Source organism: Parasphingorhabdus sp. (assembly GCF_036963805.1).
Lineage (GTDB): Bacteria > Pseudomonadota > Alphaproteobacteria > Sphingomonadales > Sphingomonadaceae > Parasphingorhabdus.
This window is the reverse complement of record NZ_JBALUN010000002.1, coordinates 637,277-650,035: the sequence shown is the minus strand read 5'-3', so window position 1 is coordinate 650,035 and position 12,759 is coordinate 637,277. Positions and strand designations below refer to the sequence as shown.

The 12,759-nt window shown below is 52.5% G+C and carries 13 protein-coding genes; 3 read left to right on the top strand and 10 right to left on the bottom strand.

The annotated features are described in order from the left end of the window. The first annotated feature begins 37 nt into the window (after positions 1 to 37). On the top strand, positions 38 to 691 hold the full coding sequence (lipB, locus tag V7676_RS09805; RefSeq protein ID WP_335659501.1) for a lipoyl(octanoyl) transferase LipB: 654 nt from the start codon (positions 38 to 40) through the stop codon (positions 689 to 691). Between the two features lie 43 nt (positions 692 to 734). Beyond that, complete coding sequence (locus tag V7676_RS09800; RefSeq protein ID WP_335659500.1) at positions 735 to 1,016, top strand: hypothetical protein; 282 nt, start codon at positions 735 to 737, stop codon at positions 1,014 to 1,016. A 4-nt stretch (positions 1,017 to 1,020) separates the two neighbouring features. On the opposite strand, the gene queE is transcribed toward V7676_RS09800, so the two are convergent. The 6 genes from queE to V7676_RS09770 form a co-directional block, all read right to left on the bottom strand. Continuing rightward, the gene (gene queE / locus V7676_RS09795) at positions 1,021 to 1,665 is read right to left on the bottom strand and encodes a 7-carboxy-7-deazaguanine synthase (RefSeq protein WP_335659499.1); all 645 of its coding nucleotides are present in this window, start codon (positions 1,663 to 1,665) and stop codon (positions 1,021 to 1,023) included. Next, positions 1,662 to 2,351, bottom strand: a complete 690-nt coding sequence (queC, locus tag V7676_RS09790; RefSeq protein WP_335659498.1) for a 7-cyano-7-deazaguanine synthase QueC — start codon at positions 2,349 to 2,351, stop codon at positions 1,662 to 1,664. The genes queE and queC overlap by 4 nt, the downstream gene beginning before the upstream one ends. A gap of 208 nt (positions 2,352 to 2,559) precedes the next feature. Beyond that, a complete protein-coding gene (locus V7676_RS09785; protein ID WP_335659497.1) occupies positions 2,560 to 2,967 on the bottom strand; it encodes a hypothetical protein in 408 nt (135 codons plus the stop codon). Positions 2,968 to 3,119: 152 nt separating this feature from the next. Continuing rightward, entirely contained in the window at positions 3,120 to 4,034 is a 915-nt protein-coding gene (gene hslO / locus V7676_RS09780; RefSeq protein ID WP_335659496.1) for an Hsp33 family molecular chaperone HslO, read from the bottom strand. Then, the gene (gene argF / locus V7676_RS09775) at positions 4,034 to 4,960 is read right to left on the bottom strand and encodes an ornithine carbamoyltransferase (protein ID WP_335659495.1); all 927 of its coding nucleotides are present in this window, start codon (positions 4,958 to 4,960) and stop codon (positions 4,034 to 4,036) included. The genes hslO and argF overlap by 1 nt, the downstream gene beginning before the upstream one ends. Further along, positions 4,957 to 6,141, bottom strand: a complete 1,185-nt coding sequence (locus V7676_RS09770) for an aspartate aminotransferase family protein (RefSeq protein ID WP_335659494.1) — start codon at positions 6,139 to 6,141, stop codon at positions 4,957 to 4,959. The genes argF and V7676_RS09770 overlap by 4 nt, the downstream gene beginning before the upstream one ends. Positions 6,142 to 6,399: 258 nt before the next feature. Between V7676_RS09770 and katG the strand changes: the two genes are divergently transcribed. Continuing rightward, the gene (gene katG / locus V7676_RS09765) at positions 6,400 to 8,577 is read left to right on the top strand and encodes a catalase/peroxidase HPI (RefSeq protein ID WP_335659493.1); all 2,178 of its coding nucleotides are present in this window, start codon (positions 6,400 to 6,402) and stop codon (positions 8,575 to 8,577) included. Positions 8,578 to 8,657: 80 nt separating this feature from the next. Here katG and V7676_RS09760 read toward each other — a convergent pair whose 3' ends face one another. The 4 genes from V7676_RS09760 to glmU all read right to left on the bottom strand — a co-directional run bounded on the left by V7676_RS09760 (position 8,658) and on the right by glmU (position 12,732). Next, entirely contained in the window at positions 8,658 to 9,029 is a 372-nt protein-coding gene (locus V7676_RS09760; protein ID WP_335659492.1) for a GFA family protein, read from the bottom strand. Beyond that, positions 9,026 to 9,466 carry an OsmC family protein gene (locus V7676_RS09755; RefSeq protein WP_335659491.1) on the bottom strand — a complete coding sequence of 147 codons (441 nt, stop codon included), beginning with the start codon at positions 9,464 to 9,466 and terminating at the stop codon, positions 9,026 to 9,028. Before V7676_RS09755 ends, V7676_RS09760 begins: the two co-directional genes overlap by 4 nt. Positions 9,467 to 9,468: 2 nt before the next feature. Beyond that, a complete protein-coding gene (gene glmS, locus V7676_RS09750; protein ID WP_335659490.1) occupies positions 9,469 to 11,292 on the bottom strand; it encodes a glutamine--fructose-6-phosphate transaminase (isomerizing) in 1,824 nt (607 codons plus the stop codon). Positions 11,293 to 11,382: 90 nt separating this feature from the next. Further along, positions 11,383 to 12,732, bottom strand: coding sequence for a bifunctional UDP-N-acetylglucosamine diphosphorylase/glucosamine-1-phosphate N-acetyltransferase GlmU (glmU, locus tag V7676_RS09745; protein WP_335659489.1), 1,350 nt, complete (start codon positions 12,730 to 12,732; stop codon positions 11,383 to 11,385). Positions 12,733 to 12,759 lie beyond the last annotated feature (27 nt).

Below are 12,759 nucleotides of genomic sequence, written 5' to 3'. Positions count from 1 at the left end.
TCTTGCCACCGGCGCGGCAATTGTGCACGGGAATTTTATGAGCAAATTGTCTGACATTGAATGGCGCACTAGCGATGCGAAAATTTCCTATCCCGAGGCTCTGGCTGAAATGGAGCACCGCAATTTAGCTGTTTATCTTGGCAAAGAGCCCGAACTCATCTGGCTGCTGGAACATCCGCCCCTTTATACCGCAGGAACCAGCTCTAATCCTGCCGAATTGCTCAGTCAGGAATTTCCGGTTTTCGAAACCGGTCGCGGTGGTCGGCATACCTATCACGGCCCCGGCCAGCGGGTCGGTTACATCATGCTCAACCTCAAAAAACGGCAGGCCGATGTCCGCAACTTTGTACACGCGTTGGAAGATTGGGTCATCCGAGCCTTAGCAGAATTCGGAGTCAGTGCCCGCGCCGTAGAAGGCCGCGTGGGAATCTGGTGCGATACGCCGCAGGGCAAAGAGGCAAAAATCGGAGCCATTGGCATTCGCATCCGTAAATGGGTGACGATGCACGGATTTTCCGTCAATATCGATCCCGACCTTAACCATTTTAACGGTATTATTCCCTGCGGTATCAGCGAATATCCGGTGACCAGTCTGAAACAATTGGGCATCGAGGCGACATTGCATGATTTTGATACGGCGCTTAAAAAAAACGCCCCCGATTTTCTGGCGGCAATTGATAAACAAGCGTAACGCGATATGCTTCCGATTGACTAGAAACAGGATTAGGAAAATAATGACGCAATTGATCAAATCTTCCGCATTAGCTATTTTTGCTTTCTCTATGACAGCTTGTTCTAGTGATCCGGCAGCACCGGAAGAAAATGTGGTGACCGAGACCCGCATGGACGAAGTTGACGTGATTGATGGTACCATCAGCGACGATATGGTCGATGTCGATGCCGTTAAAACCGGCGACGACATGGTGGAGGAAGATAAATCCGCTGACGAGACATCGGACAACGAAAGCGATGATACGGATGATGAAACCGATCAATCATCCGAAACCGAAGAATAAAGGCTTAGGCTAAGCCCAAAATCTTATGCGTTTGCAGAGATAGGCGCCACTGGGGATGGGATTGCACAAAGGCAATCGCCTCCGCCAGATTGGCATCATTCGCGGCTTGATCGAGACGCGCGTCCATTGGCTGCAGCAAGTGGTTAGCAAAATCCCAATCCTGCATCGCTTCCCAATCGCTGCCCGATTGCGGCCAGACCAGCTTAAGCTCATCGCCAGAGCGTTGCACCGTTTCGCTGCCTGCTTTCGGGCTGATACAAATCCAGTCAATCGACCGCGGCACAGGGAGTGTCCCATTGGATTCAATTGCAATTTTAAAGCCTGCCTCGTGGAGTGCGTGGATCAGTGCATCATCCACTTGCAGCATCGGTTCTCCACCCGTGAGCACGACGAAGCGTGCCGCCTCCCCCTCACCCCATTGGGCCACGACCGCATCGGCAAAAGCCGCAGCATCCTGAAATCGCCCGCCGCCATCACCGTTCATCCCGATAAAATCCGTATCACAAAACTGACAGACAGCCATCGCGCGGTCTTTTTCGAGGCCCGACCAAAGATTGCATCCGGCAAACCGCGCGAAAACTGCACGGCGGCCAGCATGAACACCTTCGCCTTGTAGCGTCACGAACATTTCCTTGACCGCGTAGCTCATGACGTCACGGCATAGCGGGTGGGGTCGACTATTCCAGCTTCCTCAAACCCCTTTTGACGGAGGCGGCAACTATCACAATAGCCGCAATGCAAATCGCCTTCCGCTGGATCATAGCAGGACCAGCTAAGCGCCGGATCAATGTCCAGTCGCTGCGCTTCCTTAGCAATATCCGCTTTCGTCATATATTGGAGCGGCGTTTGAATCGTGAAACCACTGCCTTGATCCCCTGCCTTGGTCGCAAGATCAGCGAGCCTTTCAAACCCTTGGATAAATTCAGGGCGGCAATCGGGATAGCCGGAATAATCCAGCGCATTGACGCCAATGAAAATATCCCTCGCATCGCGGGCCTCTGCTAATCCCAAGGTTAGCGAGAGAAAAATTAGATTGCGCGCAGGCACATAAGTCACAGGAATATCGTCCGTGACACCAGTTTTGGGCACATCAATATCATCTGTCAAAGCAGACCCGCCAAAACGGCTGAGATCGAGCGGCAGGACGATATGCTCACTGACATCGAGTTTTTCTGCAATACGCACAGCAGACTGAAGCTCGATTTTATGGCGTTGGTTATAGTCAATAGTCAGGGCGATAATTTCATAGCCCTGTTCCCGCGCCAAGGCGGCAGATACCATGGAATCGAGTCCACCCGACAGGAGGACTATAGCTTTTTTGTGATCCTGAGACATGCCCGCCCCGCTAATCCCCTTCGCGGCGACAAGCAAGTCCTAGCAGCTAGGATTTATAAAAATTGAGCCGCAATTCCATCGGAATGCGGCCCAGTAGGGTTTCTAGTTCAAACCCGAAAGAAGAAAGTCATGTCGAAACATGATGTTCTTTGTTTACGGCTGATATGATTAACATTTTACTAACGGCCAAAATCCAAAGCAAATGAGTTTAGCAAGGGCCGGTACGACGTCCCTCAACATTGAAAGAAAATGGAGCATTGGCCTTGATGCCCTGTGACTGGATTTGCACCAGTCCACTGGATTCGCGCTTGATCGTCGTCACGCCATGGTCTGCGCTTCCGCATTTATAGCTGACGCGTAAGTTTGTGGGCGTATCTTGAATGACATAACGTGAACATGTCGTTCCATTATGTTGAATTTGCAGCAATTTTGTAGGATCACCCAAGCAAATTTTCTTGCTGGCATCGTCGGAACCACGCGTTTTTAGCGTCCATTCCCCTTTTTGCAACCCAGCAAGAAGTACCATTTCAGGAGCCTGCGCCGGAGCCGAAACAGAAAATGTCAAGATTGCAGCAATCGATGCGCTGACAGTCTTGATCAATGTGATGCCCTTCATTTTCAGGTTCCTTTTTTTCGTCGATAATATACGGATAAACCGCCAGTCTGCTAAGCTAGCAAAAGATTATGGCCAATATCGCGCCGAATTGCGGCGGTGAATTGTATAAATTGGACAGACTGTGCAAATTTTTCTGCAATTTTCTTCCAAATTCAATTATTTAAGCTTGCACTGGTGATAGTGAACTTCTTGCTACAAAACGCACAATCAATGGAAATGGTTCCATCGTCCCCGACCATATTTTCCTTATCCTCTTTCGGAAAACGTGCGATTACGTCCCGGATATGATCTTCATTACACCGGCAACCCTTAACCAACGGTTTACCGCTCATAACCCTCACTTCGTCGCTCTCACTAAATAGCCGCCACAATAAGTCTTCTAGCGGCAAGTCGGGATTCACCAGTTCCTCATCTTTGGCACTGCTGCCCATGATCGCGACATGCTCCCATTCGGGATGGTTCATTCGGACATGCAGGCGTTCTTTACCATCTTCGCCATCTGGCAGATGCTGCACCAGCAATCCGCCCGCAATGGTGCGGTCACCCTCTATTTCAAGCGCAACGCGAATAACGGTCGGTATCTGCTCCGACTGCATGAAATAATTCTGCACGGCTTCCGAAAGACTACCGCCTTCCAAGGGAACAATGCCTTGCGACCGTCCACGCGGCGCGGGATGGTCAAAGGTAATCGCGAGATAGCCCTTTCCGAACAAAGCCATCAGGCTGGGCTCAAGCGGTTGGGCCACAAGGCGCTCGGCATCAAATTGCACATAACCACGCACGTCGCCGTCTTTATAATCACAAGCCAGCAAGCTGATAACACCGCTTTCCGTCTGGGCCTGCAATGTCAGCTGCGCATCTTCCTCTTTAAGAAGTGCACCTAATAAAGAAGTCAGGCATACGGCCTCAGCCAGCAATGACTTTATCTGCGGCGGATAATTATGCGCAGACAAAATATCATCGAGCAATGGCCCCAATCGGACCGCCCTGCCCCGGCAATGTTTTGCAGGAATCGAAAAGGACAGGTTTTTGTCAATCAGCGTTGGAATATCTGGATTGCTGGCCATTAAATATGACCAAAAGCCCAGAGCAGGACCGATTTCTGGGCGTGGATACGGTTTTCCGCTTCATCCCAAACCAGCGACTGCGGACCATCGATAACGGACGGCATAACTTCTTCGCCGCGATGGGCGGGAAGACAATGTAAGAACACCGCATCGGATTTAGCTTGCTCCATGATCACATCATTGACCTGAAACGGCATCATTGCTTCGATCTTGGCATCGGCATGATCTTGGCCCATTGATACCCAAGTGTCAGCCACGATAACATCGGCCCCGGCTGCCGCTTCCATCGTATCACGATACAGCGTGACATTTGCGCCCGCTGCCTGCGCTGCCACAATGAAATTCTGGTCGGGATCATAACCTTCCGGGCAAGCAATACGGACGTTAAATTTCATCAGGCCCGCGGCTTCGACAATGCTGTTAAGAACATTATTACCGTCACCAAGCCATGCGACTTCCAGTCCGGGCAATGCCTTTCCATGCTCGATCAGCGTCAGCAAATCGGCAACAATCTGGCAAGGATGCGATAAATCGGTCAATCCGTTAATAACCGGAACGCTGGAATTAGCCGCTAGTTCTTCGATTTTGGAATGATCGTCTGTACGGATCATGATAGCATCGCACATGCGCGACAATACTTTGGCCGTGTCATCCACTGTCTCACCGCGCCCTAGTTGCATGGACCCGCTATCCATCACAATGCTGGTCCCACCCAATTGGCGTATCGCCATATCGAAAGAGACACGGGTTCGTGTGCTGCTTTTTTCAAAGATCATCGCCAGAACATGGTCGGAGAGCGGCGCATCCGCATCCACCTTCCCTTTCGGCCAAGTCTTGCGCGCTTGTTTGCGGTCGATTGCATCATTGAGCATCGCAGCAAGGGCGTTGCCACCTGCATCAGAAAGGTTCAGAAAATTCCGGGTCATGTTTCAGATGCCTCATAATCAGCCGCACCAGCGGACAGTTTCTCGATAAACGTCGCGACGTGGCTTTCGTCAATGTTCAGTGGCGGCAATATCCGCAATGTATTATCCCCCGCAGCAACCGTCAGCAGCCCGTGATTATCGCGCAAATGGGCGACAAAATCACGAGTTTCCTGCGTCATGGTAATACCCAGCATCAAGCCTTTCCCCCGCACACCGGTAAACAGGGCTGGATAGTTACCGATAAACTGCTCAATCGCTGCGCGCAGTTTATCGCCTATATTGCGGACATGTTCCAGAAATTCATCATTTGCGACCACATCCCAGACGGCATTACCCGCCGCCATGGCCAACGGGTTGCCGCCATAGGTGGAGCCATGTGTGCCCGGAACCATGCCGCGTGCCGCTTTTTCCGTTGCTAGGCAGGCACCCAAAGGAAAGCCGCCGCCAATGCCTTTTGCACTGGCGATAATATCGGGCGTGATACCGTAAAGCTCGTGCGCATAAAGCGCTCCGGTCCGCGCGACGCCGCATTGCACTTCGTCCAATATCAACAGCAAGTCATGCTCGTCAGCCAGATCACGAAGCCCCTTCATAAAGGCTTGTGATGCAGGACGAACGCCGCCTTCGCCCTGAATAGGCTCTACCATAAAACCTGCCGTCTTGGGACCAATGGCGGCCTTTGCGCCTTCCAGATCATCAAAATCAACATATTTAAAACCATTGAGAAGCGGCGAAAATCCGTGATGCATTTTCTCTTGGTTCGAAGCAGAAATGGTCGCCATTGTCCTTCCATGAAACGCATTTTTAAACGTGATGATTTCAAACCGGTCGCTACCTTGCGACTGGTGATAGACCCGCGCCGTCTTTATCGCGCATTCAACCGCTTCGGCTCCGCTATTGGTGAAAAATACGGTATCGGCAAAGGTGGTATCAACCAGCCTTTGTGCAAATTTCTCACCCTGCGGGCTGCCATAAAGGTTCGACACATGCATCAAGGTCGCGGCCTGATCTTGTATCGCTTTGGTCAAATGCGGATGACCATGGCCTAAAATATTCACCGCGATACCGCTGGCAAAATCTAATGCGCGGCTACCATCTTCGGAAATCAGCCAAGCGCCTTCACCTCGGACAGGACGAAAACCACACCGAGGATATACAGGCATCAATGGGGTAATCGTCATGATCGACTTCCTTTCGTAAAAAACAGAAAAGGCGACCCGATTGGCCGCCTCTCGAAATGAGGCCGTCTTATATGCGCGTTGATCATGGGGGTCAATCACCGGTAGATTCACGTATTCCTATCGCACTAGTGATTGGCTTAATTGAAAAAGCCGGTCAGACAGACCGCCTTAATTCGTTTATCCCACTATAGGATTTGCGGTACAAAGATCAAAGGTGCTCAAACCTAGAGAGTAGCACCAGAAAAAGGAGATATTCCAATGGATATGAAACCCGACGGTTGCCCAATGGGCTTTGATGGCGGCGTACGCGGACTTCTCGGCCGACAGAATCGCGATTGGTGGCCCAACCAGCTTCAACTCGACATCCTGACCCAAAGCGGCGTTTCCCCCAGCCCCATGGCTGCTGATTTTAATTATGCCGAGGCCTTTCAATCAATTGATTATCAAGCCCTGAAGAAAGACCTTCACGCGCTTATGACCGATAGCCAGCCTTGGTGGCCCGCCGATTATGGTCATTACGGCCCGTTTTTCATCCGGATGGCTTGGCATGCGGCAGGAACCTATCGCACGGCAGACGGGCGCGGCGGTGCCGGTGAAGGGCAACAACGTTTCGCCCCGCTCAATAGCTGGCCCGATAACGCCAACCTCGACAAGGCACGCCGCTTGCTTTGGCCCGTAAAAAAGAAATATGGCGAAAAAATTAGCTGGGCTGACCTTATCATCCTGACTGGTAACGTCGCAATTGAATCCATGGGCGGGCCAATCTTTGGCTTCGGCGGCGGACGCAATGACAGCTATGAGCCGCAACGAGATATTTATTGGGGCACAGAAGATAAATGGGTCAATACCGGTGCAGAAACCCGGATTGCAGAAGACAAAGTCCTAGAAAACCCGCTCGCGGCAATTCAGATGGGCCTGATCTACGTCAATCCAGAAGGACCGGGCGGCAATCCTGATCCGGCACTGTCGGCCCGCGATATTCGCGAAACTTTTGATCGTATGGCCATGAATGATGAGGAAACCGTCGCACTCACTGCCGGCGGCCATACTTTTGGCAAATGTCATGGTGCTGGTGATGCTGCGCTACTCGGTCCTGACCCCGAGGGCGAAGATATTGCGGCGCAAGGCTTCGGCTGGAACAGCAAATATGAAAGCGGCAGCGGCGGTCACGCTATTACTTCAGGGCTGGAGGGCGCATGGACCCCGACGCCCATCCAATGGACGATGAACTATTTCCACATGCTACTCGATTACGAATATGAACTGGTAAAAAGTCCTGCGGGTGCCCAACAATGGCAGCCCATTGATCAAAAGCCAGAGGATATGGCACCTGCGGCTGATGATCCATCGCGGAAAGTTCCGACGATGATGACGACTGCTGACATGGCGATGAAGGTCGATCCCGCATATCGCAAAATTTCGGAACATTTTCGTGACAATCCGGCTGCGTTTGCGGATGCCTTTGCTCGTGCGTGGTTCAAATTGTGCCACCGCGATATGGGACCAAAGGTCCGCTATCTTGGTCCAGAAGTACCGCAAGAGGATTTGATCTGGCAGGATCCGGCTCCCGCCGGTACCATGCCTAGCGCCAGCGACGTCGCGGAACTTAAGGCCAGCATCCTTGGTAGCGGCCTAACCGTTGGCGAACTGGTAAAGGCGGCTTGGGCGTCTGCCTCGACCTATCGCGCATCCGACCATCGCGGCGGTGCCAATGGCGCACGTGTGCGTCTAGCCCCGCAAAAAGACTGGGCGGTCAATGACCCGGACGAGCTTTCCAAAGTCCTTTCCAAACTGGAAGAGATCAAAGGCGGCCGGACTATTTCTATGGCTGACATGATCGTGCTTGGTGGAACCGCAGCGGTTGAGAAGGCAGCAAAAGACGCTGGCTTCGCCATTGAAGTGCCGTTCACCGGAGGTCGCGGAGATGCGAGTGACGCAATGACCGATGCCGATAGCTTTGATCCGCTGGAGCCCAAGGCCGATGCGTTTCGTAACTATCTGTCGACCAAGCATTCGGTGCCGACGGAAGAACTGATGCTCGACCGCGCCTCGCTGATGCAGCTCAGCCCGCCGGAAATGACCGTGCTAATCGGCGGACTGCGGGTGCTTGGTGCCAATAGCGGCAACAGCGCGCACGGCAAGCTAACGAATCGGTCCGAACAGCTGACCAACGACTTTTTTGTCAATCTGCTTGACATGAAAACGGCTTGGAAAGTCGTGGACACCAGTTCAGACGAAGAGTTTGTCGGTACTGATCGCGAGACCGGTGAGCAACTATGGACCGGCACGCGGACTGACCTCGTCTTCGGGTCAAACTCGCAACTGCGCGCATTGTCTGAAGTCTATGCAGAAGACGGCCATGAAGAGAAGTTCGTGACAGACTTTGTTGCCGCTTGGACCAAAGTGATGAACGCAGACCGTTTTGATCTGGCGTAAAAGGGGCTGAATGGACCGAGAAAAGGCCCGCTAGAGAAATTCAGCGGGCCTTTTTATTTATGTTCGTCATGGTGAAAATGCTAGGCCAGCTTTGCTTTAGCCGCTTCCCAATTTTGTCCATCAAATTTAGTGATCGCCGGCTTCAACCCGTGCCCTTTATCAAGGCAATTATAATTCACGCTCCAGCCATTCGGATGGGATCGCGGCTGATAGAAACTTTTCACGCCGCAATTTTTACAAAATAAATGCTCTGCCTGCTTGCTACCGAATTTATAGCTGGTCAGATCATCCCCGCCTTGGACCAGAGTGAAATCCTTGTGCGGTACGATCAAATGCAAAAAACCAGTCCGCGCACATATTGAGCAATTACAATCAAGCAACGCCGGTTCCGCTTCGGCAATAGCCGTAAAACGAACAGCGCCGCAATGGCAGCCACCAGCAATTTCGGTCATGCACGCACTTCCAATGTGTGAATATCAATGCGGTTCTCAAGCGTTTTGTGAACCGGACATTTTTGGGCAATTTCTAGCAGTTTTTTCCGCTGCTCGTCCGTTAAGTCACCGCGGAATATAATAGAACGATCAATCACATCAATCCGGTTGTCGTCATTATTACAGCTGGTGCAATCTTCAACATGCTCGCGGCTATGCTCCAGTTCGATATGGACGCCTTCAAGAGGGATGCCCTTGCGATCCGCATACATTTTTATCGTCATCGATGTGCAACTGCCCAGCGCGGCGAGCAGCAAGTCATAGGGTGACGGACCACTGTCCGTACCGCCAAAGGACTCTGGCTCGTCAGCAGGGAAGACATGTTTACCAACCTGAACTGTCTGCTGAAACTTTCCGTTAGCGGTCTCGACCGTGACGAGTGAAGGATTTGTAGCCATGATTACTCCACGGTGACCGATTTCGCCAGATTGCGGGGCTGGTCAACATCCGTGCCCTTGGCCACTGCTACATGATAGGCCAGCAATTGCACAGGTACAGCATATACCAGCGGCGCGATCAATGGATGGACCTTTGGCATTTCGATGGTAGCCATGCACCCCTCACCCGCTTCGGCAATGCCCTCGGCGTCAGAGATCAGTAAGACTTTCCCTCCTCGAGCCATGACTTCCTGCATGTTCGATACAGTTTTCTCGAATAGCGGGCCGGATGGTGCCAGCACGATGACCGGTACGGCTTCGTCAATCAACGCGATCGGTCCGTGTTTCATCTCGCCTGAAGCATAGCCTTCGGCATGAATATAGCTGATTTCTTTCAGCTTGAGCGCACCTTCCAGCGCCAGCGGATAATCAGGGCCACGGCCAAGATAGAGCACATCGCGCGCCGGAGCGATGAAATGCGCCATATCCGCAATATCGTCATCATGGGCCAGCGCCGCATTCAACGCCGCCGGAGCTTCGGTCAAATGCTTGACCACGTCGCGTTCTTCGTCGCGTGTCATCTTGCCTTTGACCACCGCGAGATGCGCGGCAAGCGCCGCCAAAACGGCCAATTGACAGGAAAATGCCTTGGTCGACGCCACTCCTATTTCCGGACCGGCGTGAGTAGGCAACAACAGATCGGCTTCGCGTGCCATGCTGCTGGTCGGAACATTGACGACTACCGCGATTTTTTGACCGTTTTCTTTGGAGTGGCGTAGCGCCGCCAACGTATCGGCAGTCTCGCCAGACTGGGAGATGAACAGCGCCAGTCCGCCCGGTTCAAACACCGGATCACGATAACGGAATTCCGAAGCGAAATCCAAATCTACGGGCACGCGGGCAAAAGTCTCAAACCAATATTTGGCAACCATCCCGGCATAATAGCTGGTGCCACAGGCCACGATGGTGATCCGTTTGATATCGCGCAGATCAAAATCCATCTGCGGCAACGCCACTTGCTGTTCCAGTGGCCGGATATAGCTTTGCAGGGTTTGCGCGACCACCGTGGGTTGCTCGAAAATTTCTTTCTGCATGAAATGGCGATAATTGCCTTTTTCAATCGCAGCTGCAGACACACCGGATATGGTGATTTCACGCTCTACCGGAATATTATCTTTATCATAAATAACGGCGCCTTTGCTTGTAATGACAACCCAGTCGCCTTCGTCCAGATAAGCAATTTTCTGGGTCAAGGGTGCCAGCGCAAGCGCGTCAGAGCCCAGATAAGTCTCCCCATCACCATAGCCCACTACCAGCGGGGAACCGAGCCGCGCACCGATTAACAAATCCGGCTGCGCACGAAAGGCGATAGCCAGAGCAAAAGCGCCGCGCAATTGCGGTAATATATTCTGCACGGCCTCTTTCGGAGATTTTCCGCTTTCAACCTGTTCACTCACCAGATGCGCGACCACTTCTGTATCGGTCTCGCTTTCAAACTTACGCCCGCGCGCGCTTAATTCTTCGCGCAGGCTTTTGAAATTCTCGATAATACCATTGTGGACAAGTGCGACTTCAGCAGTGGCATGGGGATGCGCGTTACTGGTGGTCGGCGCGCCGTGCGTTGCCCAACGGGTATGCGCAATGCCGATATTGCCAGCCGCGTCGTCTGTTTTCAGCACGTTTACCAGATTGGCAAGCTTGCCCTCTGCACGGCGGCGAATCAGTTGACCATCCTGCACGGTGCAAATACCGGCGCTGTCATAGCCGCGATATTCCATGCGTTTCAGGCCATCGACCAGACGATCCGAGACAGGTTCCTTGCCAACTATTCCAATAATTCCGCACATAGTTTTCGGGCTTTCTTCTAAAAATATTTAGCTCTCAGGGTAGCCAGCATCTCTGCCAGGAAATCTTTTATATTTATATCAGGATAAGCTTCACTTTCCCGCTTTTTTCTTCGTCATCGCCTCACGAAACTTCTTCGCCCATCCCGTTTTGCTTGTCTGCTCGGCGCGTACTAACGCCAGATCATCTGCTGCGACATCCTTGGTCAAGGTTGCCCCCGCCCCCACAATGGCACCGTCGCCGATATTTACCGGAGCAACAAGCGCAGAGTTAGACCCAATAAACGCGCCTTTCCCGATCACGGTTTTATATTTGAAAAACCCGTCATAATTGCAAGTGATCGTACCTGCGCCGATATTCGCGCCCTCGCCCACTTCAGCGTCGCCGAGATAGGTCAGGTGGTTTGCTTTCGCACCTTTACCGAGTGTGGTTTTCTTCATCTCGACGAAATTGCCGACTTTTGATCCTTCTTCCATCACCGAACCGGGGCGCAACCGCGCAAACGGGCCGACATTGGCGTTCGGTCCAATGGTTGCACCTTCAATATGGCTGTGCCCGTAAATAATAGCGCCCGATGCGATGGAAACACCGGGGCCGAATACCACATTAGGTTCTATCACCACATCTGAAGAAATATCCGTATCATACGAAAACCAAACAGTTTCTGGAGCAATCAGGCTCACTCCATCTGCCATCGCTTTGTCGCGGCGGCAGGCCTGCCATTCTGCCTCCACAGCCGCCAGTTCGGCGCGGCTGTTCACGCCAGCGACTTCCGCCGGGTCATCCACTTCGATCACCGCGCTGGCCTGTCCGGGCAGCATTACGATATCGGGCAGATAATATTCGCCGGCCGCATTATCATTACTGATTTTATCGAGCAGAATGAATAAATCAGTCGAGCGCGCTGCCATCAGGCCGCTATTGCACAGGGTCACCGCACGTTCTTGATCGCTTGCATCCTTATATTCGACCATTTTGTCAATTTCGCCCTGATCGTCTGCGATAATCCGGCCATAAGCGCCCGCATTATCGGGCCGAAAGCCTAACACCACGGCGCGCGGGTCGGTCCCATTGTTCAACCGGAAGATCATATCCCGCATCGTGTCTGCGCTCACCATCGGAACATCGCCATAAAGGATCAGCACATCGCCCGCGAAACCTTTCAGCGCGTCACGCGCCTGTGCAACAGCATGACCAGTGCCAAGCTGGTCTTCCTGCACCGCGATGGCGACGTTCCGCCCTTCAACGCTCGCTTCAATCTGTTCCCGACGGGCACCGACCACCACAACAGTCCGCTCAACGCCGATGGAATCGACTGTATCCAATAAATGATGCAACATTGGCTTGCCCGCGATCGGATGGAGCACTTTATGCTTTTCCGATTTCATCCGCGTGCCTTGTCCGGCGGCTAAAATAATGGCTGCTAAAGGACGGTCACTCATGCAAAAAACTCCGAATATCTGTTCTAC